At 65.8% G+C, this 22076-nt stretch carries 22 protein-coding genes and 1 tRNA gene; 11 read left to right on the top strand and 12 right to left on the bottom strand.

The features are described from left to right. A complete protein-coding gene (locus tag RSD66_RS09325) occupies nucleotides 1-939 on the top strand; it encodes an L-threonylcarbamoyladenylate synthase (RefSeq protein ID WP_415287442.1) in 939 nt (312 codons plus the stop codon). On the opposite strand, the gene RSD66_RS09320 is transcribed toward RSD66_RS09325, so the two are convergent. The 4 genes from RSD66_RS09320 to RSD66_RS09305 all read right to left on the bottom strand — a co-directional run bounded on the left by RSD66_RS09320 (nucleotide 936) and on the right by RSD66_RS09305 (nucleotide 5136). Continuing rightward, a complete protein-coding gene (locus RSD66_RS09320) occupies nucleotides 936-1961 on the bottom strand; it encodes a patatin-like phospholipase family protein (RefSeq protein ID WP_415287441.1) in 1026 nt (341 codons plus the stop codon). The two genes, RSD66_RS09325 and RSD66_RS09320, sit on opposite strands and share 4 nt — an antisense overlap. 39 nt (nucleotides 1962-2000) lie before the next feature. Then, nucleotides 2001-2798 (bottom strand): 3-hydroxybutyrate dehydrogenase, encoded by a 798-nt coding sequence (locus RSD66_RS09315; RefSeq protein WP_415287440.1) that lies wholly within the window; start codon nucleotides 2796-2798, stop codon nucleotides 2001-2003. A gap of 65 nt (nucleotides 2799-2863) precedes the next feature. Continuing rightward, nucleotides 2864-3637: a peroxide stress protein YaaA gene (gene yaaA, locus RSD66_RS09310; protein WP_346523627.1), complete on the bottom strand. Its 774-nt coding sequence runs from the start codon at nucleotides 3635-3637 to the stop codon at nucleotides 2864-2866. 95 nt (nucleotides 3638-3732) lie between these two features. Beyond that, nucleotides 3733-5136, bottom strand: coding sequence for an FAD-binding oxidoreductase (locus RSD66_RS09305; protein ID WP_415287439.1), 1404 nt, complete (start codon nucleotides 5134-5136; stop codon nucleotides 3733-3735). A gap of 77 nt (nucleotides 5137-5213) precedes the next feature. Here RSD66_RS09305 and RSD66_RS09300 point away from each other — a divergent pair, with 77 nt between their 5' ends. From RSD66_RS09300 to RSD66_RS09290, 3 genes are read left to right on the top strand one after another with little or no spacing between them, the layout of a single operon-like run. After that, nucleotides 5214-5666, top strand: coding sequence for an NUDIX hydrolase (locus RSD66_RS09300; protein ID WP_415287438.1), 453 nt, complete (start codon nucleotides 5214-5216; stop codon nucleotides 5664-5666). A gap of 52 nt (nucleotides 5667-5718) precedes the next feature. Then, a complete protein-coding gene (locus tag RSD66_RS09295) occupies nucleotides 5719-6729 on the top strand; it encodes an SPFH domain-containing protein (protein WP_415289585.1) in 1011 nt (336 codons plus the stop codon). Nucleotides 6730-6732: 3 nt separating this feature from the next. Beyond that, nucleotides 6733-7191 carry an NfeD family protein gene (locus tag RSD66_RS09290; protein ID WP_346523077.1) on the top strand — a complete coding sequence of 153 codons (459 nt, stop codon included), beginning with the start codon at nucleotides 6733-6735 and terminating at the stop codon, nucleotides 7189-7191. On the opposite strand, the gene rnhA is transcribed toward RSD66_RS09290, so the two are convergent. Next, nucleotides 7188-7640 (bottom strand): ribonuclease HI, encoded by a 453-nt coding sequence (rnhA, locus tag RSD66_RS09285; protein ID WP_024352692.1) that lies wholly within the window; start codon nucleotides 7638-7640, stop codon nucleotides 7188-7190. The two genes, RSD66_RS09290 and rnhA, sit on opposite strands and share 4 nt — an antisense overlap. A gap of 115 nt (nucleotides 7641-7755) precedes the next feature. Here rnhA and RSD66_RS09280 point away from each other — a divergent pair, with 115 nt between their 5' ends. From RSD66_RS09280 to RSD66_RS09265, 4 genes are read left to right on the top strand one after another with little or no spacing between them, the layout of a single operon-like run. After that, entirely contained in the window at nucleotides 7756-7971 is a 216-nt protein-coding gene (locus RSD66_RS09280; protein ID WP_024352693.1) for a twin-arginine translocase TatA/TatE family subunit, read from the top strand. A 23-nt stretch (nucleotides 7972-7994) separates the two neighbouring features. Then, a complete protein-coding gene (gene tatB / locus RSD66_RS09275) occupies nucleotides 7995-8555 on the top strand; it encodes a Sec-independent protein translocase protein TatB (protein ID WP_415287436.1) in 561 nt (186 codons plus the stop codon). Then, nucleotides 8552-9439: a twin-arginine translocase subunit TatC gene (gene tatC, locus RSD66_RS09270; protein ID WP_346523074.1), complete on the top strand. Its 888-nt coding sequence runs from the start codon at nucleotides 8552-8554 to the stop codon at nucleotides 9437-9439. Before tatB ends, tatC begins: the two co-directional genes overlap by 4 nt. A 53-nt stretch (nucleotides 9440-9492) precedes the next feature. Beyond that, the gene (locus tag RSD66_RS09265; protein WP_415287434.1) at nucleotides 9493-10140 is read left to right on the top strand and encodes a CatB-related O-acetyltransferase; all 648 of its coding nucleotides are present in this window, start codon (nucleotides 9493-9495) and stop codon (nucleotides 10138-10140) included. 60 nt (nucleotides 10141-10200) lie between these two features. On the opposite strand, the gene glnA is transcribed toward RSD66_RS09265, so the two are convergent. Next, nucleotides 10201-11610: a type I glutamate--ammonia ligase gene (gene glnA / locus RSD66_RS09260; protein ID WP_415287432.1), complete on the bottom strand. Its 1410-nt coding sequence runs from the start codon at nucleotides 11608-11610 to the stop codon at nucleotides 10201-10203. Nucleotides 11611-11669: 59 nt separating this feature from the next. Further along, nucleotides 11670-12008 (bottom strand): P-II family nitrogen regulator, encoded by a 339-nt coding sequence (locus RSD66_RS09255; RefSeq protein WP_003167003.1) that lies wholly within the window; start codon nucleotides 12006-12008, stop codon nucleotides 11670-11672. 118 nt (nucleotides 12009-12126) lie between these two features. Here RSD66_RS09255 and RSD66_RS09250 point away from each other — a divergent pair, with 118 nt between their 5' ends. After that, nucleotides 12127-12954 (top strand): NAD(P)H-hydrate dehydratase, encoded by an 828-nt coding sequence (locus RSD66_RS09250; protein WP_119412060.1) that lies wholly within the window; start codon nucleotides 12127-12129, stop codon nucleotides 12952-12954. Nucleotides 12955-12959: 5 nt separating this feature from the next. Here RSD66_RS09250 and RSD66_RS09245 read toward each other — a convergent pair. Continuing rightward, nucleotides 12960-13044, bottom strand: a tRNA-Leu gene (locus RSD66_RS09245). 180 nt (nucleotides 13045-13224) lie between these two features. After that, the gene (locus tag RSD66_RS09240) at nucleotides 13225-14886 is read right to left on the bottom strand and encodes an amino acid permease (protein WP_024352700.1); all 1662 of its coding nucleotides are present in this window, start codon (nucleotides 14884-14886) and stop codon (nucleotides 13225-13227) included. 155 nt (nucleotides 14887-15041) lie between these two features. On the opposite strand from RSD66_RS09240, the gene hrpB reads away from it, so the two are divergent. Both hrpB and RSD66_RS09230 read left to right on the top strand, forming a co-directional pair. Further along, complete coding sequence (gene hrpB, locus RSD66_RS09235; protein WP_415287431.1) at nucleotides 15042-17477, top strand: ATP-dependent helicase HrpB; 2436 nt, start codon at nucleotides 15042-15044, stop codon at nucleotides 17475-17477. 66 nt (nucleotides 17478-17543) lie between these two features. Next, complete coding sequence (locus RSD66_RS09230; protein WP_415287429.1) at nucleotides 17544-18833, top strand: MFS transporter; 1290 nt, start codon at nucleotides 17544-17546, stop codon at nucleotides 18831-18833. On the opposite strand, the gene RSD66_RS09225 is transcribed toward RSD66_RS09230, so the two are convergent. From RSD66_RS09225 to RSD66_RS09215, 3 genes are read right to left on the bottom strand one after another with little or no spacing between them, the layout of a single operon-like run. Then, nucleotides 18830-19642: a TrmH family RNA methyltransferase gene (locus tag RSD66_RS09225; protein WP_415287428.1), complete on the bottom strand. Its 813-nt coding sequence runs from the start codon at nucleotides 19640-19642 to the stop codon at nucleotides 18830-18832. The genes RSD66_RS09230 and RSD66_RS09225 overlap by 4 nt on opposite strands. Further along, on the bottom strand, nucleotides 19642-20538 hold the full coding sequence (locus RSD66_RS09220; protein WP_415287427.1) for a class I SAM-dependent methyltransferase: 897 nt from the start codon (nucleotides 20536-20538) through the stop codon (nucleotides 19642-19644). The genes RSD66_RS09225 and RSD66_RS09220 overlap by 1 nt, the downstream gene beginning before the upstream one ends. 16 nt (nucleotides 20539-20554) lie before the next feature. Continuing rightward, a complete protein-coding gene (locus RSD66_RS09215; RefSeq protein WP_415287426.1) occupies nucleotides 20555-21955 on the bottom strand; it encodes a glycosyltransferase family 2 protein in 1401 nt (466 codons plus the stop codon). Nucleotides 21956-22076: the final 121 nt, after the last annotated feature.

Genomic DNA, 22076 nt, shown 5'->3' with positions numbered 1-22076 from the left:
GTGCCCGCCGACCGACCCGCCAGGGGCGACAGCCCAGAAATCGCCGCTGAGGCGCTGAAGACGGGACGTCTGGTGATTCTGCCGACTGAGACGGTCTATGGGTTGGCGGCCGACGCCTCCAATCCTCAGGCGGTGGCGCGCATCTTTGAGGCCAAAGGGCGGCCGCGCTTCAATCCCCTGATCGCTCATGTCGCCAACGCCGTAGACGCCGAAGACATCGCCGTGTTCGAAGCCAAGGCGCGGGCGCTGGCCGAAGCCTTCTGGCCAGGTCCGCTGACGATCGTCGCGCCCGTGCGGGACCGTGATCGGGTGTGCGATCTGGCGCGGGCCGGGCTGGACAGCGTGGCCGTGCGCGTCCCGGCTCATCCGCGCGCCCGGGCGGTCATCGGCGCCTTCGGCGGGCCGGTTGTCGCGCCCTCGGCCAACCGTTCCGGACGGCCCAGCCCGACGACCTTCGCTGACGCCTTGGAGGAGACGGGTCAGGCCGTGGGCGCCGCTGTCGATGGCGGGGCATGCGCCGTGGGCGTGGAAAGCACCGTCGTCTCGGTGCTGGACGGCAAGGTGTCCCTGTTGCGTCCGGGCTCTGTCACACGCGAAGAACTTCAGGCTGTGGTCGGGCCTCTGGATGAAGGCGGGCAGGGGCATCGCTCGCCCGGTCGGCTGACTCTGCATTACGCGCCCGACGCCCCGGTGCGGATCGAGGCGGAAGGCGTCGAGGACGGCGAAATCCTGCTGGGGTTCGGTCCAGACGTCGGCGATCCGCGTTGGAACCTCAGCCCGACTGGCGACCTGCGTGAGGCGGCGGCCAATCTGTTCCGCCTGCTGCGGGAGGCGGATCGCATGAAGCCTTCCGGGATCGCGGTGTCGCCCATTCCGGCCAAGGGACTGGGCGAGGCGATCAATGATCGCCTGCGTCGCGCGGCGGGTTTCGTCGGCTAGAGAAAGCGCGCCTTAACATCCACGCTGGAGGCCTTGCCGACCTTAGGCAGACAGTTGTCGAGCCAGGCTTCGGCCGCCGTCCGGCCGTGCTGCTTCAGCTTGTTCAGATAGGTCCACTCGGTGTCGAATTTGGAATGCAGGGACTCGCCGCCCAGCCATTCGTCCGCCTCGATGACGTGGATGCGGATGCCGCGCCGACGGTCTTCTCCAGGCTTCAGCTTGCCCTCGGCGATCAGGTCCTGAACGAAGGCGACGGCGCGCAGTTCGGCGACCAGCGGGGCGTTGAAGACGATCTCGTTCAGCCGGTCGTTGATGTCGCCCGCCTCGCGCGGCGCCTCGTCGCGTTGGAACGGATTGAGCGGCAGCAGCAGCAGATCGTCCGGCGTGTCGGTGTAGAACAGCGGCCACAGCGCCGGATTGGCCAGATAGCCGCCGTCCCAATAGGGTTCGCCTTCGATCTCGACCGCCTGAAACAACTGGGGCAGGCAGGCCGAGGCCAGCAGCACCTCGGGCGCCATTTCGTCGGACTTGAAGATGCGGGATCGGCCCGCGCGCACCGCCGTCGTCGATACGAACATCTGGATGGATGAGGCGCGCAGGGCCTCAAAATCCACCGCTTTCTCTAGCACCCGGCGCAGCGGGTTCAGGTTGAAGGGGTTGAAGGAGTAGGGGCTCATCGACAGGGCCAGCGTCTGTCCCGCCTGCCACATCGGCGTGCCCTTCAGCCAGTCGGGCGTCAGGGCCTTGGACCAGACGGCGCTGTCGCCGAAGACGTTGCGGCCGCCGGACTGGTTCACCTCGCGCCATAGCCGGTCCAGCGCCTCGCGCCCGCCCTCGGCCCCGCCGCGCTCCAGCCCGGAGATCAAGGCGGCGGCGTTCATCGCTCCGGCCGAGGCGGCGGTGACGGCGCGCACCTCCAGCACATCGGCCTCAAGCAGCCGGTCCAGCACGCCCCACTGAAAGGCGCCGTGAGCGCCGCCGCCCTGCAGGGCCAGACAGACGGGTTTGCGCTTGGTCGCCATCAAACTCTCCGCCTTGCGGCCCTTGTGGCCGAATGAAACCTATTGGGCCGTCCAGCCGCCGTCGACGGAGAAGTGGGCGCCGTTGGCCGAGGCTCCGAGGTCCGACGCCAGATAGAGGAAGATTCCCGCCAGTTCGTCGGTCGTGACGAACCGCTTGGTCGGCTGCGAGCCCAGGATGACGTTCTTCATCACGTCTTCCTCGCTCATGTTGCGGGTGCGGGCCTGATCCTGGATCTGCTTGGCGACGATGGGGGTCTCGACGAAGCCGGGGCAGATGGCGTTGCAGGTGATGTTGTCCTGCGCCAGCTCCAGCGCCACCGTCTTGGTGAAACCGATCACGCCATGCTTGGCGGCGACATAGGCGGACTTGAACGGGCTGGCTACCAGGCCGTGAGCCGAGGCGACGTTGATGATCCGGCCGCGGCCCTGCGCCTTCATGATCGGGATCGCCGCCTTGGTGGCGTAGAAGGTCGAGGACAGGTTGATGGCGATGATCTTCTCCCATGCATCGGCGGGGAAGTTCTCGACGGCCTCGACGTGCTGGATGCCGGCGTTGTTGACTAGGATGTCGAGGCGGCCCAGTTCGCGATGGGCCGTGGCGATCATGTCCTCGATCTGATCCGGCTGGGTCATGTCCGCGGGGTGATAGAGGACGCGCACGCCGGTCTCGGCGGCCAGATCTGCGCGGGTCTTCTCAATGGCGTCGGCGTCGCCCAGACCGTTCAGCATCACGTCGCCGCCGCACAGGGCGACAGCCCGCGCAAACGCCAGCCCGATGCCCGAGGTCGAGCCGGTGACGACCGCGACGCGGCCTTTGAGATCGTTCATCGCGAACATGACAGAAAGAACCCGTGGAAGATGATGCTGCAACGCAACCTAACCGCAGTCGTTCAATCTGGCGATCAGGAATTTCCTTCCCTGATGAATATCCAGTCCGTGTCCGTCGATAGAGTCTTGTCGAAGCGATAGCCGTCGCGGTCGAAGGCCTTCAGGTCCTCGACCTTCTCCAGTCGGTTCTCGATGGCGAAGCGGGCCATGCCGCCGCGCGCCTTCTTGGCGTAGAAGGAGATGATGCGGGCCTCGCCGTCCTTCTTCTCTTTGAAGTGGGGCGTCACGACCGGAAGCTTCAGCGCCCGCGCATCGACTGCGCCGAAATATTCGTGGCTGGCCAGATTCACCAGCGTCTGCTCGGGCAGTTTTCCGGCGTCTTCGTTGAGGCGCAGAGAAATCCGCTCGCCCCAGAAATCATAGAGGGTGGCGCCGCGTTTGGTTTTCAGCCGTACGCCCATCTCCAGCCGATAGGGCTGGATCGCGTCCAGCGGCCGCAACAGGCCATAGAACCCCGACAGGATGCGCAGGTGATCCTGCGCCCAGTTCAGATCGTCGACAGACAGGGTGCGGGCCGACAGGCCGTCATAGACATCGCCCGCAAAGGCGAAAACGGCCTGAAGCGCGCCCTCGGACGTCTCATTGTCGAAGGTCTGAAAGCGTTGATAGTTCAACTCGGCCAGGGCATCGGAAATGGACATCAGGCGGCGCAGGTCCGCGCGGCTGAGTTCGCGCGTCACCTTGGCCAGTTCGGCCGTCTCATCGGCGCATCGCCTTGGCGTCACGGGGGCGTCGATGGCGGGCGGGTTGAAGTCCAGCTTTTTGGCCGGGGACAGGACGATCAGCAAGACGATCGACTCCGTATGCGTCTCAAGAGCGGGCCTCATAGGCCGCTTCCATGAGGTTTTGAACCGCCTGAAACGTCACAGACGGTCGCAAGTCCTCAGAAGAGGACCGCCGGATTCATGATCCGCTGGGGGTCGATGGCTTGCCGGATCGCCTGCATGGTCGCGATTTCGAGAGGCGATTTGTAACGTCGTGCCTCGTCGGTTTTCAGCCGCCCCAGGCCGTGTTCAGCCGAAATGGAGCCGTCGTAACGGGCCACGACATCGTGCACGACCTGCGATCCCTCCGTCCAGCGTGCGATGAAGGCGGCGACGTCTTCGCCCACGCCGGGGATCACGTCATAGTGAAGATTGCCGTCGCCGACGTGGCCGAAGACCGACACGCGGCAACCCGGATGGAACTGCTCGACCGCCGCCGTGGCCTCGTCGATGAAATCCGCGATTCGGGAGACGGGAACCGAGACGTCGTGTTTCCAGCCGCCGCCTTCGGGCTTGAGGGCGGCCGAATGCTCTTCGCGCAGACGCCAGAACTCGGCCTTCTGAGCGTCGTTCTGGGCGATGGCGGCGTCGACGATCAGACCTTCCTCGAAGGCGGCGGTCAGCAGGCGCTCCATCGCCGCCTCGGCGCCGTTCGGTTCGCCTGAGGCCAGTTCGATCAGCACATACCAGGACGGCGTCGATTCCAGCGGTTCGCGCGTGTCGGGGATGTTCTTCAGGACCAGGCTCATGCCCAGCCGTTTCATCAGCTCGAACGCCTCGACGCCGCCGCCCGTCTCGGCCTTGGCGCGGGCCAACAGCACGACAGCGTCGTGGTGGCTCTCCAGTCCGACGATGGCCGTGGCGCGGCTGCGCATGATGGGGAACAGCTTCAGCGTGGCCGCCGTGATGACGCCCAGCGTGCCCTCGGCGCCGATGAACATCTGCTTCAGGTCATAGCCGGTGTTGTCCTTGCGCAGGCGCTTCAGGCCGTTGAACACCTGACCGTCGGGCATGACGGCCTCGATGCCGAGCACCAGATCGCGCATCATGCCGTAGCGTAGGACCGCCGTGCCGCCTGCGTTGGTCGAGATCACGCCGCCGATGGTGGCCGACCCCTCGGCCGCGAGGCTGAGCGGGAAGAAGCGGTCCTTCTCCTTGGCCAGTTGCTGCGCTTCCAGCAGGGTCACGCCCGCCTCGACCGTCATGGCGTCGTCCAGCGGCGTCACGTCGCGCACCGTCCGCAGCTTGCGTGTGGACAGCAGGACCTCGCCATAGGGAATCTGGCCGCCGACCAGTCCGGTGCCGCCGCCCTGGGTTACAATGGCGGTGCCGTGACGGGCGCAGATCTCGACGGCGCGGGCGACGTCCTCGGTCGTGCGCGGCTGCAGCAGCAGCGGCGTCTCGCCGGTCCAGCGGCCGCGCCATTCGGTCAGCCACGGCGCCATCTCGGCGGCGTCCTGCGTCCAGCCGCCGGGCAGGGCGGCCTTGAGTTCAGCGAGGGATTCTGGCGTGGTGAGGGTCATATCGGCCTTGTGGCAAAAGGCGCGACGTGGTGGAAGCGCAAAACCATGCCTTCTGGCGGTCAATTTGGGGGCAAAACATGATTCCGACGCCGGCCGTGGGCGTGGTGTGCCTGAAAGGCGACGAAGTCCTGCTGATCCGGCGCGGCACGCCGCCGCGCGTGGGCGAGTGGAGCCTGCCGGGCGGACGGCTGGAGCCAGGCGAGCGCCTGACAGACGCCGCCCTGCGCGAACTGCGTGAGGAAACGGGCGTCGACGCCGAGCTGATCGGTCTGGTCGACGTGGTGGACGGCCTGTTTCCAGAGGCAGGGCGTCATTATGTCCTGATCGACTACGCCGCGCGCTGGATCGCGGGCGAGCCCGTGGCGGCCGATGACGCGGCTGAAGCGGCCTTTTTCCCGTTCGAGGCCGCGCTGGCCAAGGTGGATTGGGACGAAACGCGGCGGATCATTCGCACGGCGCGCCGGATGGCTGACGGTGATGTCATGTTGAGGGAACCGGATTCGATGGCGCAGCAGGCGTCCGGCGGATAAGCTGGTCTCCACATCGGAGGGCCTAATGAATTTTTCGCTGATTTTCTTTGTGATGTTCGCGATCTTCGCGCTCATCTTCCTGTTCAGCGTGATCAAGATCGTGCCCCAGGGCCGTGAGTTCACGGTGGAGCGGTTCGGCAAGTACACGAAGACCCTGACGCCGGGCATCCACATCCTGACCCCGTTCGTAGAACGCATCGGCCGCCGCATGAACATGATGGAGCAGGTGCTGGACGTCCCGACGCAGGAGGTCATCACCAAGGACAACGCCATGGTGAAGGTCGACGCCATCGTCTTCATTCAGGTCATGGACGCTTCGGCCGCCGCCTATCGCGTCGAGAATCTGCCATACGCCATCACCCAGTTGTGCTCGACCAATCTGCGGACCGTGGTCGGCTCCATGGATCTGGACGAAGTCCTGTTCCAGCGCGACAACATCAATTCACGCCTGCTGACCGTCATCGATGCGGCGACCGAGCCGTGGGGCGTCAAGGTCAATCGGATCGAGATCAAGGATCTGACCCCGCCCGTCGACATCACCAACGCCATGGCCCGCCAGATGAAGGCGGAGCGAGAGCGCCGCGCCATCATCACCGAGGCGGAAGGCGAAAAGCAGGCCGCCATCGCCCGCGCCGAGGGCGCCAAACAGTCCGCCATCCTGCAGTCGGAGGGCCGCAAGGAAGCTGCGTTCCGCGATGCTGAAGCCCGTGAACGTGAGGCGGAAGCAGAGGCCAAGGCGACGGCCATGGTGTCGGAAGCCATCGCGCGCGGCGACGTCAACGCCATCAACTACTTCGTGGCCCAGAAATATGTCGAGGCGTTCGGTGAATTGGCCCGCAACCCGACGGCCAAGACGGTCATCGTACCCGCCGAAATGGGCGGTCTGGTGGGCACCATCGCGGGCCTGGGCGAACTGGTAGGCTTGGCCAAGGAACAGCAACAGAGCCGGTCGGACATCCGTCCCGAACCGTCTCGCGCCGCGGCGGCTTCCTCGGCTTCGACGCCCCCCAGCCGCACTGTTTCGCCGCGTCGATCCGGCGGCGCCGTGCCGACGACGGAGTAGGTCATGGACTGGATCGTTTCGCTTCATGCGTCGCAGCCGTTCTGGCTATGGCTGGCGATCGGGGTCGTCCTGCTGGGGATCGAGGCGACGGCCTCGACCGAGTGGCTGTTGTGGCCGGCGGTCTCGGCGGGACTGACCGCCTTGCTGACCGCCCTGGCGCCTCAGTTGGGACTCCCGATCGAAATCGGCGTCTTTGCGGCGTTGACGGTCGCATCGACGGTGATGTCGCGCCGCTTGATCAAGCGCGTGAATCCCAAGGATCAGCCGGACATCAACGACCGCAACGTGCGTCTGATCGGCGAGCGCGCTCGGGTCGTCGAAGCCTTTGTCGATGGACGCGGGCGCGTATTCGTGTCGGGGTCGGAATGGCCGGCTGAGATCGAGGGCGCCGCGCCTCTGGCAGGCGAAAGCGTCATCGTCGAATCGGTGTCCGGTCCGCGTTTGAAGGTGCGGGCGGTCTAACGCCCCCGCAACTCGTCTACGCCGCGATTGGCCAGTCCGTCGGCCCGCTCATTCAGGGCGTGGCCGGCGTGGCCCTTGACCCAGTGCCATTTGACCTCGTGACGGTTGCGGGCCTCGTCCAGGCGCCGCCACAGGTCTTCATTCTTGACCGGCTTCTTATCGGCGGTCTTCCAGCCCCGGGCCTTCCAGCCGCGAATCCATTCGGTCACGCCCTGCATGACGTATTTGCTGTCCGTGTGCAGATCGACGCGGCAGGGACGCTTCAGCGCCTCCAGCGCCATGATGGCCGCCATCAACTCCATGCGGTTGTTGGTGGTCAGGGCCTCGCCGCCCCAGAGTTCCTTTTCATGGCCGCCGCCGGTTTGCAGAATGGCGCCCCAGCCGCCGGGGCCGGGGTTGCCTTTGCAGGCGCCGTCGGTGTGGATGATGACGTGATCGTTAGGATTCATGGTCGCGATGCCTACAGCCTCCCTTGGCGCATCGCCATCACTCAGCCTATATGACGCACAACAATCAGTCGGTGGGGCGCGTGTGGGCGCGGCCGCCCCTTGAGGAGGTATCGCCATGGGCTCCATGAGCATCTGGCACTGGGCCATTGTCGTCGTTGTCGTGCTGGTCCTTTTCGGCGGCCGCGGGAAGCTGTCCGGCATCATGGGCGACGCGGCCAAGGGCATCCGCGCCTTCAAGGACGGCCTGAAGGACGACACGGACGCCAAGGGCAAGGACGCCCCGGGCGCCTTGCCGCGCACCGAGGCCGAAAAAGAAGAACTGAACCGCTGATTTTCGCCGAAAGACGCTGAACCATGGGTGGTCTTGGCCCCGGAATCGGCGGGTTCGAAATCCTTGTCATCGGTCTGGTGGCCCTGCTTGTGGTGGGACCCAAGGACCTGCCTGTGCTTATGCGCAAGGTTGGCCAGTTCGTCGGCAAGGCGCGCGGCATGGCCAATGAGTTCCGCGCCAGCTTCGATGAAATGGCGCGTCAGTCCGAACTTGACGACCTGCGCAAGGAGGTCGAGGCGCTGCGGTCGGGGCAGGGCATGTACGCCCTCGGCGCCGATGCGGACGAGGCCTTTAAGGACATCCGCAAGGAGCTTGAAGCGCCGCTTGAGACCCCCTCGCCACAACCTGCCGTAGAACCCGCGCTGGCGGACCCTGATCCCCAGCCCACAGCCACGGGCGTCGATGAATGGCCGGACGCCGCGCCGGCCAACAGCGCTCCGACCGTCGAACCGGTCGCCAAGGCCAGCCCGAAGAAGGCGGCGGCCAAGACGACGACAAAGCCCGCCGCAGCCAGGAAGCCGGTTCCCAAGGCCACCAAGCCGGCCAAGGCCAAGACCCCGCGCGCCAAGAAGGTCGACCCATGAGCCGCGCCGATCACGACGAGGCCGAAATCGAGGCCTCGCGCGCCCCCTTGATGGATCATCTGATCGAGTTGCGTTCGCGGCTGATGATCTGCGTGGTCGCTTTTGTCATCGCCTTTATCGGCTGTTTTGCCATCTCGGCCAAACTCTACCTTTTCCTGGTCCAGCCCTATGTGGTGTCGGCGGCCTTCCACCAGGCGGCGGAAGGGGCGGGCCATGTGTCGCCCTTCAGCCTGATCCTGGGCACGGCGGGGCTGATCCCTGTGCCGGACGTGGATGAGAGCAGCGTGCGCCTGATCTTCACTGCGCCTCTAGAAATGCTGTTCACCAAGATGAAGCTGGCGGGGTTGGGCGCCGTGATCGTGGCTTTCCCGATCCTGGCCTGGCAGTTGTATCGCTTCGTCGCGCCGGGCCTCTATCGCAACGAGAAGGGGGCCTTCCTGCCCTTCCTGATCGCGGCGCCTCTGTTGTTCCTGCTGGGGGCGGCGCTGGTCTATTACGTCATGCTGCCCTTCGTGATGTGGTTCTCCTTGAGCCAGCAGATCATCGGCGCGGGCGTGTCGGCCGAACTGCTGCCCAAGGTGTCGGACTATCTGAATCTGGTGACGGCGCTGATCCTCGCCTTCGGCCTGTGCTTCCAGTTGCCGGTCGTGATGACCCTGCTGGGCCTTGCGGGCCTGATCAACGGCCAGATGATGGCCAAGGGCCGTCGCTACGCCATCGTCGCCGTGGTCGTGGTCGCCGCCGTGGTGACGCCGCCCGATCCGATCAGCCAACTGATGCTGGCCGTGCCGATGGTCCTGCTCTACGAGGTGTCCATCTGGTGCGTCCGCATCATCGAGCTGCGCCGCAAGAAGGCCGATCAGGCCGAGGGACTGGCGGCCTGATCCATGGAGCGGTGAGGCGATCCGGACGCTGACAAGCATCTTGAGGTCGCTTCATGTCCCATACCGCCCCGGACCGGCACTGGTCCAAGGTTGAGCTGCTGCACGAGACGGTCGCCAACCCGAACATCCACATCAAGGGCCGGCGCAGCTACTACAGCAACGCCTGGAGCGGCTCCTTCGAGGAAAGCGTCGTCCGCTATCTCTATGGCGATGCGTACAGCCTCAAGGCGTGGACGCCGCAGTGGCCGATCGACCAACTGTTCATCGGCGATTGCGTCTGCATCGGCGCAGAGGCGGTGATCCTGCTGGGCGGCAACCACACGCACCGAACGGACTGGTTCAGCCTTTATCCCTTCGCCGAGGTCATTATGGACGCCTATCAGGGCAAGGGCGACACGGTCATCAAGGACGGCGTCTGGATTGGTATGCGCGCCATGATCATGCCCGGCCTGACGGTCGGCGAGGGCGCAGTGATCGCCTCTGGCGCCATCGTCACTAAGGATGTGGCGCCTTATTCCATCGTGGCGGGCAATCCGGCGAGGCCGATCCGCAAGCGGTTTCCGGACGCTGTGATCGAGGCCCTGATCGCACTCGACATCTACGGCTGGCCTGAGGAGAAGTTCGAGGCGCTCCGGCCGCTATTGTGCGCGGATGACACTGATGCATTGATCCGAGCGGTCGAACGCTACGATCGCGCGTGAATAAGAAAAGCCCCGGACGATGCTCCGCCCGGGGCTTTCGGTATCAAGCCGATCCTGTGATCAGCAGCTGTAATACATGTCGAACTCGACAGGGTGCGGGTGCAATTGCAGCCGGGCGACTTCTTCCTGCTTTAGGGTGATGTAGCTGTCGATGAAGTCGTCATCCATGACGCCGCCCTTCTTGAGGAAAGAGCGGTCGGCGTCCAGCGCATCCAGGGCCTCACGCAGAGAACCGGCGACCTCGGGGATCGAGTGACGCTCTTCAGGCGGCAGGTCGTACAGGTTCTTGTCGGCGGCCGCGCCCGGGTCGATGCGGTTCTCGATCCCGTCCAGCCCCGCCATCAGCAGGGCCACGAACGTCAGATAGGGGTTGCCCATCGGGTCGGGGAAACGCGCTTCCAGACGCTTGGCCTTGGCCGAGGTGACGTGCGGGATGCGGATGGAGGCCGAGCGGTTGCTGGCCGAATAGGCCAGCTTCACCGGCGCCTCATAGCCCGGCACCAGACGCTTGTAGGAGTTGGTGGTCGAGTTGGCGAAGGCGTTGATGGCCTTGGCGTGTTTGATGATGCCGCCGATATACCACAGGCATTCCTGCGACAGGCCGGCGTATTTGTCGCCCGCGAACTGAGGCTTGCCGTCCTTCCAGATCGACATGTGGACGTGCATGCCCGAGCCGTTGTCGCCGAACATCGGCTTGGCCATGAAGGTGGCCGACTTGCCGTAGGCGTGCGCTACGTTGTGGATCACGTATTTATACAGCTGCAGCCGGTCGGCCATGGTCAGCAGGTCGCTGAACTTCAGGCCCAGCTCGTGCTGCGCGGGAGCCACTTCGTGGTGGTGCTTCTCAGGGTTGAGCCCCAGATCCTTCATGACCGCCAGCATTTCGCCACGCAGGTCCTGACCCGAGTCGACCGGATTGACCGGGAAGTAGCCGCCCTTGGGCCCCGGGCGGTGGCCCAGGTTGCCTTCGGCGTATTCGGCGCCGGTGTTGGCGGGCAGTTCAGTGGAGTCGAAACTGTAGCGGGTGTCGTGCGGCGCCGTGTTCCAGCGCACGTCGTCGAACACGAAGAACTCGGCTTCCGGGCCGAAGAAGACGGTATCGCCCACGCCTGACGACTGGACATAGGCCAGGGCCTTTTTGGCCATCGAGCGGCTGTCGCGATTATAGGGCTCGGCCGTGTCCGGGTTCAGCACGTCGCAGAACATGAACAGCGTCGTCTGCTGGTAGAAGGGGTCGATGAATGCGCTCGACAGGTCCGGCTTCAGCAGCATGTCGGACTCGTTGATCGTCTTCCATCCGGCGATCGAGGAGCCGTCGAACATGGTGCCGTCTTCGAGGAATTCCTCGTCGACCATGCCGATGTCGAAGGTGACGTGATGGACCCGACCGCGCGTGTCGGTGAAACGGAGATCGACGTACTGGACGTCCTTATCCTTGATCTCCTGCAGGATCTTTTCGGCGGCGCTCATGGGGGAGGAGGTCCTGTACTGGGAATTGAAATCGGCCGCCCCGAGAGGCGGCCGTTGGTCTAGATGGCCTGGGCGCCGGTTTCGCCCGTGCGGATACGGATTACGTCTTCGAGGCTGGTGATGAAGATTTTGCCGTCCCCGATCTTGCCGGTGCGGGCCGCGTTTTGAATCGTCTCAACCACGGCCGGGGCCAGGTCATCGGCCACCACCACCTCGATCTTGATCTTGGGCAGGAAGTCGATGACGTACTCGGCGCCGCGATAGAGTTCCGAATGACCCTTCTGGCGACCATATCCCTTGGCCTCCAGCACAGTCATGCCCTGCACCCCGATGTCCTGGAGCGCATCCTTCACTTCATCCAGCTTGAATGGCTTGATGACGGCTTCGATCTTCTTCATGGCAAGTCCCGAGCCGGCTCCTTGTTTGGTCCGACGCTCGGGCGGTAAAGGGACATTGCATCGCACAATTTGGCAAGTGTTTTTCGTGCTCAAAGGCCATCCGTGAACGGAAATCCACATGAAGTTCGGTAACAGTCCCTCTGAGTGGCGCCATCTGCTGCCCCGGCCGGGCGCTGACAGCCACAAACACATGCGCGGCAGACTGGGCGTGGTGTCGGGCGGAGCCTTGTCCACCGGGGCGGCGCGCCTGTCTGCAAGAGCGGGCCTCAGGGTCGGCGCGGGTCTGGTCAAGGTATTCTGCCCGCCGGACGCGGCGCCGGTTCTGGCCCCGTCGCTGGAGGCGGTCATGCTGGCCAGCTTCGCGACGCCCGAGCAGCTTCAGGCCCTGGCCGATCCGATGGACGCGATCGTGATCGGCCCCGCCGCCGGACTGATCGAAAGCACGGCGCTGAACCTGGCGGCTCTGGCCCGCACGGGCGCGGCGCTGGTGGTCGATGCGGACGCCCTGACCCTGTTTCGCGATCGACCTGAGCAGTTGTTCGCCTGGCTGGACCGTGACGACGTCCTGACCCCGCACGAAGGCGAGTTCGAGCGGCTGTTTCCCGGCCTGCTGGAGGCTCAGGGCCGAGAGGGCGCGGCGCAGGAGGCTGCGCGCCTGGCCGGAGCTATCGTCGTGCTGAAGGGCGCGGCGACGGTCATAGCGGCGCCGGACGGCCGCCTGGCGGTTAACGGCGACGGTTCGCCCTGGCTGGCGACGGCGGGCACTGGGGACGTGCTGGCGGGCCTGATCGGCGGCCTGATCGCCCAACACATGGACAGCTTCGATGCGGCGCGCGCAGCGGTGTGGATGCATTCGGAAGCCGCGCGGCGCTTCGGGCCGGGCCTGATCTCAGAGGATCTGCCGCAACAGCTGCCGGCGGTGCTGGCTGATTTGCTGAACGGCTGAAAGCCTGGTGCGGATGAGAGGACTCGAACCTCCACGCCTCGCGGCGCCAGAACCTAAATCTGGTGCGTCTACCAGTTCCGCCACATCCGCATAGGTTCGTTCGAGGCTGTAGGCGAGGGCGGCCCTTTCGGCAATCCCATCCGAACATGAAAAAGGCCCCGGATCGCTCCGGGGCCTTTCTGTTTTTTTTGGCCTACCGCGCTTCGCGCTGCTTGAGGCCGTTTGGCCGCCGCAACTTGTAGACGCGGTGTGCGGAACGACTGATCGGGATCAGTCGTCCTTCTTGTTGTCGACGCCGTGACCGAAGGCGTCGACCGCCGATTCCAGTTTGACGTCTTCGGTGATGTCGATGCCCTTGGCCAGCTTCGAGTGGGCGAAGCCGTACAGGCCGTAGATCAAGGCGCCGACCACGGCGTAGACGCCCAGGATGGTCAGCGGCAGCGGGTTGTCGTTCATGGCGTGCTGAACCATCGGCACGAAGTTGAACGACGCCAGCGTCAGACAGGCCAGGATGCCCAGCACGGCCGTGACCATGCCGCCCGGAACGCGGAACGGACGTTCCATCTCCGGGTGTTTGATGCGCAGCACGATGACCGACAGGCAGACGATGGCGAAGGCCGTCGCCGTGCCCAGCGACACCAGGTCGCCCAGGATCGAGATGGGCAGGAAGGACGCCGCGATGGCGATGACGATGCCCAGCAGGATGGTGCCGATCCACGGGGTGCGGAACTTCGGGTGCACCACGGCGAACGCCTTGGGCAGCAGGCCGTCGCGCGCCATCGTGTAGAAGATGCGCGTCTGGCCGTAGCACAGCACCAGCATGACCGAGGACAGGCCGGTGATGGCGCCAATCTTGATCAGGAAGGCGATCATGTTCAGCTTGCCGCCCGGCGCGCCGGCCAGCGGAATGTCGGCCCAGGTCAGGGCCATGCGGTCGATGGCGACGGCGATCGGGGCGGGCGAGGCCAACTCCAGGTAGGGAACGACGCCGGTCATGACGGCGGCCACGACCATGTAGATCAGGGTGCAGACGAACAGGGCGCCCAGGATGCCGATCGGCACGTCCTTCGACGGGTTCTTGGCCTCGGCGGCGGCGGTCGAAACCGCTTCAAAACCGACATAGGCGAAGAAGATGATCGAGGCGCCGCGGAAGATGCCGCCTACCCCGAACTGGTCCCAGGTTTCGCCTTGCGGCGGGATGAAGGGGTCCCAGTTGGCCGGGTTGATGTACTGCAGGCCGACGGCGATGAAGGTCAGCAGGACGATGATCTTGATGACGACGATGGCGTTGTTGATGTTCGCCGATTCCGACACGCCCAGCACCAGCAGGCCGCAGACGGCGGCGATGCCGACGGCCGCCACAAGGTTGAAGGTGCCCGTCAGCGGGAAGCCCGCGTCAGCGCCCGAGGCGACGTATTGGATCAGTGGGGTGGCCCACTGGGGTCCTTCGCCGCCTGGGTAACTTATTGTCGGGAACAGACTGGCGCTGATCCCGAAGTCATTCAGGATCGACACCACATAGCCGGACCAGCCGACGGCGACGGTCGAGGCCGCGACGCCATATTCCAGCACCAGCAGCCAGCCCATGATCCAGGCGAAGATCTCGCCCAGAGTGCCATAGGCATAGGTGTAGGCCGAGCCCGAGACCGGCATGGTCGACGCCAGTTCGGCGTAGCACAGACCCGCGAGGCCGCAGGCGATGCCGGCGATGACGAAGGAGAACATGATGGCCGGACCGGCGTGGGCCGAAGCCACCTGACCCGTCAGCACGAAGATGCCCGCGCCGATGATGGCGCCGATGCCCAGACTCATCAGGTTCAGCGGGCCAAGCGTCCGCTTCAGCTCGCTCTTGGCGGCTTCCTTCTGAATTTGGGCGATGGATTTTTTAAGGAATAGCCGATTACCGGCAGGCTTTACGCCGTCTGCAGACATGCAGTTGCGCCCCCAACATATGCGACGACCCCTCCCGGGTCGCCTTCTTGGGCGGGGACGCTAGCCATCTGAGGCCGTGCGCGCAACGCGGTTTACGAGGGATGACGCGCCGACGACGCTTTCGTGAACCCCTTCGAAGGCGCTACAGCCGCTTTATGTTGCCGATTTACGCCGTTCTGGAGCCGCTGAAGGCCGCCCTGGCCCAGACCTCTGCGGTCGTCCTTGCGGCCCCGCCGGGCGCGGGCAAGACCACGGTCGTGCCTCTGGTCCTGCTGGATCAGCCGTGGCTGGCGGGCGGCAGGATTCTGGTCCTGGAGCCACGACGACTGGCCGCGCGCGCCGCCGCTGATCGCATGGCCGCCAGTCTAGGCCAAAAGGCCGGAGAAACCGTCGGTTATCGCACGCGCCTGCAGAGCCGGATCGGCACAGACACCCGAATCGAGGTCGTGACCGAGGGCGTCTTCACCCGGATGATTCTCGACGACCCGGGACTGGAGGGCGTCGGCGCCGTCCTGTTCGATGAATTCCACGAACGCAGCCTGGACGCTGATCTGGGTCTGGCGTTGGCGCGAGACAGTCAGGCGGTGCTGCGCGACGACCTGCGCCTGCTGGTCATGTCTGCGACGCTCGATATCGCGGGGGTGTCGCGCCTGCTGGACGGCGCGCCGGTGATCGAGGCCGAGGGGCGGATGTTCCCGGTCGAGACACGGTATCTGGGCCGCAACCCGGTGGAGCGGTTCGAGGACGCCATGGCCAAGGCCGTGGTTCAGGCCCTGCACGACCAGACCGGTTCGATCCTGGCCTTCCTGCCGGGGCAGGGCGAGATTCACCGCACCGTCCAACGTCTGAACGAGCGGTTGCGTGATCCGTCGGTCGATGTCGTCGCCCTCTATGGCGCGCTGGACAAGGCCGAGCAGGACCGCGCCATCGAGCCCGCCGCGCCCGGCCGCCGCAAGGTGGTTCTGGCGACCTCCGTGGCCGAAACAAGCCTGACCATCGAGGGGGTGCGCGTGGTGATCGACGGCGGCCTGTCGCGCGTGCCGCGCTTCGAGCCGTCCAGCGGCCTGACCCGGCTGACGACAGTCAAGGTCAGCCGCTCTTCGGCCGAACAGAGGCGAGGCCGCGCGGGCCGTGTGGAGCCGGGCGTCTGTTACCGTCTGTGGGACGAGGAACAGACCCGCGGTCTGGTCGCGCATCAACGGCCCGAGATTCAGGAGGCGGACCTGACCGCCTTCGCCCTCGATCTGGCGCGCTGGGGGGCCAAGTCGGTCGAGGGGCTGGCTCTGCTGGACCCCCCGCCGTCCGGGGCGATGGCCGAGGCGCGCAGAGTGCTGACGCGTTTGGGCGCGCTGGACGCCAAGGGCGATCTGACGCCGCATGGGCGGAAGCTGACCCGCATCCCGCTGGCCCCGCGCCTGGCGCACATGGTGGCCGTGGCTTCGGATCAGGGCGATGCGCTCGGCGGGGCGAAGATCGCGGCGGTGCTCAGCGAGCCGGCCCTCGGCGGAAACGGCGTCGACCTGCACGACCGGCTGAAGGGGCTGGCGCGGGACCGTTCGCCGCGTGGCCGCGACGCGATGAAGCTGGCCGAGCGCTGGGCGCGGGCCGCAGGCGGAGGGCGGGATGGCGAGGCCGATGCAGGGCTGCTGCTGGCCGAGGCTTTTCCCGAACGCATCTCGCGCGCCAGGGGCAAACCGGGCGAGGTGCTGCTGGCCTCCGGACGCGGCGCCTTTATCGAGCCGACGGACCATCTGGCGCGCGAGCCGTGGCTGGCCGTGGCTGAGTTGGGCGGCGGGGACGCCCGCGACCGCATCCGTCTGGCGGCGGCTTTGGATGCGACGACGCTGGAGGCTGATCTGGCGCATCTGATCGAGGTCGAGGATCGGCTGGCGCGCGAGCCTTCCGGCAAGCCGGTGATCCGCCGCATCCGACGGATCGGGGCGCTGGTGCTGGATGAAAAGGTGGTCGGTGCGCCGGACCGAACCACAATGACGGCGGCGCTGAAGTCCGAGATCATGGCGGGCGGCCTCAGCGCCCTCAAATGGGGCGAGCAGGCGGGCGCGTTGCGGGCGCGGCTGGCCTTCCTGCACGGGCTGGATGCGACTTGGCCGGATGTTTCGGACGAGGGTCTGCTGGCGGAGCGCGAGAATTGGCTGTGGCCGTTGCTCGACGGAGCGCGATCGCTGGCCGACATCAGCGACGGCAGGCTAGCCGAGGCTCTGCGCGGCCTGATCCCCTGGGATTTGCAGCGCAAACTGGATGAACTGGCGCCGACGCGCCTGACAACGCCGCTGGGCAGCGCGGGCATCGACTACGGGGCCGAGGGCGGACCGCGTGTCGAAATCCGGGTGCAGGAACTGTTCGGGGTGACGACCCATCCGACAGTCGGCGGCGGGCGCGTTCCCCTGACGCTCAGCCTGCTGTCGCCCGCGCGACGGCCGGTTCAGGTGACGAAGGATCTGCCGGGTTTCTGGGCTGGGTCATGGGCGGCGGTCCGCAGCGAGATGCGCGGTCGATATCCACGCCATCCCTGGCCTGAAGACCCGGCCAATGCGACTGCCACCACCCGCGCCAAGCCGCGCGGAACCTGATCGCGCCCGCTTGACGCCTGACGGCGGCGCGCCGCAATGATCGTGCGTCAACCGTAAGGATTTCGCGTGACCGACGCCGCTGTTTCACCGCCGTCCGCCTCCAAGCGACGCGTTCTGTTCGCCAGCCTGATCGGCACGACGATCGAGTTCTACGACTTCTACATCTACGCCACGGCGGCGGTGCTGGTGTTCCCGGATCTGTTCTTCCCCGGCGGCGACCGGATGACGGCCATGCTGGCCTCGTTCGCCACCTTCTCCATCGCCTTCTTCGCTCGGCCCATCGGAGCGGTCGTTTTTGGCCATTTCGGCGACCGGGTGGGGCGCAAGGCGACGCTGGTGGCGGCCTTGATGACCATGGGGCTGTCGACCATCGCCATCGGGCTGTTGCCGACCTGGCATTCGGTTGGCGTGATCGCGCCCCTGCTGCTGGCGCTGTGCCGGTTTGGTCAGGGTCTGGGTCTGGGCGGCGAGTGGGGCGGGGCGGTGCTGCTGGCGACCGAGAACGCCCCGCCGGGCAAGAAGGCCTGGTTCGGCATGTTCCCGCAGTTGGGCGCGCCGATCGGCTTCATCCTGTCGACCCTGAGCTTCATCGTTCTGGGCCAGGTGATGAGCGAGAGCCAGTTCATGACCTGGGGTTGGCGCATTCCCTTCATCGCCAGCGCCCTGCTGGTCATCGTCGGCCTGTGGATGCGGCTGAAGATCACCGAGACGCCCGAGTTCAAGCGCGCCATCGACCGGGCCGAGCGGGTTCAGGCGCCGGCGCTGACCCTCGTCGCGCACCACAAGTTCGCCTTGCTGACCGGGACGCTGGCGGGACTGGCGACGTTCGTCCTCTTCTATCTGATGACCGTCTTCGCTCTGGGATGGGGCACGACCAGCATGGGCTATACGCGTGATCAGTTCCTGCCGATTCAGCTTCTGGGCGTCTGCTTCTTCGGCCTGTTCATTCCGCTGGCGGCCTTGGCGGCGGACAAGTGGGGGCAGGGAAGGACGCTGCTGGTCACGTCAATCGCCATTGCCTTGTTCGGCCTTGTGCTGGCGCCTCTATTCGGCAGCGGCGGCATGGTCGGCGTCGTCGCCTTCTTCATCATCGGCTTCAGCCTGATGGGCTGCACCTATGGCCCGCTGGGCGCGGCGCTGGCGCGACCGTTCCCGACGACGGTGCGTTATACGGGCGCGTCCATGACCTTCAACCTGGCGGGCATCCTGGGCGCATCGCTGGCGCCCTATGCCGCAACCTGGCTGGCGGGCCATTACGGGCTTCAGGCCGTCGGCGTCTATCTGACGGTCGCCGCTCTGCTGACGGTTCTGGCCCTGATCGGCATGGGCAGGATCAGGACCGAAGGCGAGGCCTAGAGACTGGAGCCGTAGGCCGCATCCGTCACCGCATAGGCCATGATGCCCGTGGCGATGGCCAGGTTCAGGCTGTCGGCCCGGCCGCGCATGGGGATCTTGACGTTCAGGTCGCAGGCGGCGGCCAGTTCGTCGGTCAGACCCGCCTGTTCGTTACCCATCATGATCAGGGCGGGGTGGCGCACCGGGCTGTCGCGATAACCGTGCGTGGCGTCCAGGCGGGTGCCGATGACGCTGCCGGGCCAAGAGGCGCGCCAGGACAGGAACTCTTCGCGCGAGGCCCTGCTGATGCTGACCGCGAAGACCGAGCCCATGGTCGCGCGCACGGCCTCGACCGAGAAGGGATCGACGCAGTCGCCGATCAGGATGACGCCGCCGCATCCGGCCGAGTCCGCCGTGCGGATGATGGTGCCCAGATTGCCGGGATCGCGCACCTGCTCCAGCGCCACCCAGCAGGGCTTGGCGTCGGGCCGGATGGCGTCCAGCGGCGTATAGACCTGTTCGAACACGCCCAACACCGTCTGCGGATTGTCGCGACGACTGATCTTTTCGAGGATGGCGTGGGTGACGACGATGATCTGGCCCCCGGCTTTGATCGTCTCGGCCTTGGCGCGGTCCAGCAGGGGGTGGGGCCGGGCGTCCTGGCCGACCAGCAGCATGACCGGGGCGCGGCCCTGGTCCAGCGCCTCGCCGATGAATTTCAGCCCCTCGGCCAGAAAGCGGCCCGTCGCCTCGCGCTCCTTGCGCATGTGCAGGGCGCGCACAGCCTTGATGGTGTCGTTGGTCAGGGAGGTGATGAGGCGTTCGGACATCAGGCGCTCCATCTGGCGAAGAAGGACAGGCCGATGGCGCGGGCGCTCTCGCCGTCTTCGGACAGCGCCAGTTCGCCCCAGTCGATGCGTCCTCCGCGATCATGGGTCGCCTCGGCCATCATATGCGCCAGCGACAGGCCGGAAATCCGCGCCGCATAGGCGTTCAGCAACAGGAAGGAAGCCTCGTCCGACAGCAGGGCGGCGCAGTCTTTCAACAGTTCCGGCATGTCCTCGAACAGACGCCAGACCTCGCCATTGGCGCCGCGTCCGTATTTCGGAGGGTCGAGGATGATGCCGTCATATTTGCTGCCGCGACGGACCTCGCGCGCCACGAATTTGCGGGCGTCCTCGACGATCCAGCGGATCGGGCGGTCGGCCAGACCGGACAGTTCAGCGTTCTCGCGGGCGTAGGTCACGGACTTTTTGGAGGCGTCGACGTGGGTGACGTGCGCGCCCGCCGCCGAACAGGCCAGGCTGGCCACGCCGGTATAGCCGAACAGGTTGAGAATTTTCGGCTGGTTCAGTGTGCGGACGCGGGCGTCCAGCCATTCCCAGTTGGCCGCCTGTTCGGGGAAGAAGGCCAGGTGCCGGAATGGGGTGAACCGCCCCATGAAACGCACGTCGCGCCACTTTAGCGGAAAGGCGTCGATCGGGCCGTGGGCGTCGAAGCGCCAGCGGCCGGAATCCTCTTCTTCCTGCTGGGGGTCGAACATGGCGTTGGCGCGCTCGAAGGCGGCCTCGTCATGAGCTTTCCAGAAGCATTGCGGTTCCGGACGCACGACGGTGTAGCGGCCGTAGCGTTCCAGCTTGCGGCCGTCGCCGCTGTCCAGAAGGGCGTAGTCCGACCACCCGTGCGTGACGAGGGTTTCGGGCGAGGAGGAAAGAACCGGAGCCATGCGCGCTGATAGTCGTTCAGGCCGCTGCTCGTCCAGCGTCGGGATAGGGATCAGGAACGCTGATCGGCTCGACATCGTCCTGATGCGGGGTCTTGTCCCAGCGGTGCGGTTCCAGCGCCAACCGGACGGCGGCGTGCATGAAGGCGAGGCTCAGAAGGAACCAATAGGGAAGCGAGGCCGCCATATCGAGCGGGCCATAGGGCGTGCCGGCGATCCGTGCGCCGCGGTGTTTGGTGATCCAGGCGGCGGCCACTCCAACGATCAGCACCGTCCACCCCATAACTGAAAGGGACGGCAATTGCCGGTCCATCGCCGACATCAGGCAGACCACGGCGACCCAGGCCATGCAGCCGGCGTGAACCGCCGCCGACCCCAGTCCAGCGCCGATGGTCAGGATCAGCGCCGCCCACCCGCGCCAGCCCATGCCCTCGGTCCAGCGCGTATGCACCGCCAGCGTCTGCAGATAGCCTTTGAGCCAGCGCGTACGCTGCGGCAGCCATAGACGCACCGGACCGGGCGGCGTCTCATAGGTGGGGCGGCTGATGACGCTCAGCCGAAGCCCCGAGCGCCAGATCCTGAAGCCCAGATCGGCGTCTTCAGTCACGTTCCAGGCGTCCCATCCGCCCAGCGCCTTCAGCACCGAAACGCGGAAATGATTGCTTGTGCCGCCCAGCGGAAAGGGCAGGCCGAGCTGGACCATGGCGGGCAGGGTGATCTCGAACAGGGCGGCATATTCGGCGGCGAACTGGCGATCGAGCAGGGGGTGAGGGCTGTTCTTCTGGCGACTGCGGATGCGTAAGGGAGCCTGAACGCAGGCCAGGCCTTCGCCCTCGGCGCGAAACTTCATCGCCGCTTCTTTCAACTGCAGCGGATCGGGGTCGTCCTCGGCGTCGTAGATCGTCAGGAAGTCGCCGGTTGCGCGCGCCAGGGCGTAGTTCAGGGCGCGCGGTTTGGTTTTCGGCGCGCCGGGCGGAACCACCAGCACGCTCAACCAGTCGGGCAGGCTCAACTGCGACGCCGCTGCGATAGTGGCGTGATCGTCGGCTTCCAGCGCGAGGAAGCCTTGCAGACGGTCTCTGGGATAATCGATCTCATCAAGTCGCTCGACCAGATGGGGCAGTATCTGCGCCTCGTGATAGAGGGCGGCCACTATGGTGTAATGCGGCCATTCATCATGCGACCAACTGCCGGGCGGATTTGGACGGGGCGCCTCGGCCTGAACCACGATCAAACTGAGGCGCCATATCGCGAGCGCCAGAAAGCCGACCTGGGCCGATATCAGGTAGAAGGAGGCGAGGCGTGGAAGAAGACATGCGCCCGCCAAGCTTAAAGTCGAGAAGACGCCGATGGCTATAGCCTGTGAACGCGTCAGGGTGATGCGCGCCGTCCCAGCCAATCGCTGTTCAGAACCCGCCACGCACGCCCCCTAGTTTTACCAATGTTAATATCATTGATATCCCAAAGCTTGGGTTTGGCTAGAGGGGCCGGTCGAGTTAACCTCGCGTCGGGACTCAGGTCCCTCGTTCAGGGAGCCAGTT

Source organism: Brevundimonas sp. S1H14 (assembly GCF_047716865.1).
GTDB lineage: Bacteria > Pseudomonadota > Alphaproteobacteria > Caulobacterales > Caulobacteraceae > Brevundimonas > Brevundimonas naejangsanensis.
This window is presented reverse-complemented; position numbering and strand designations above follow the sequence as displayed.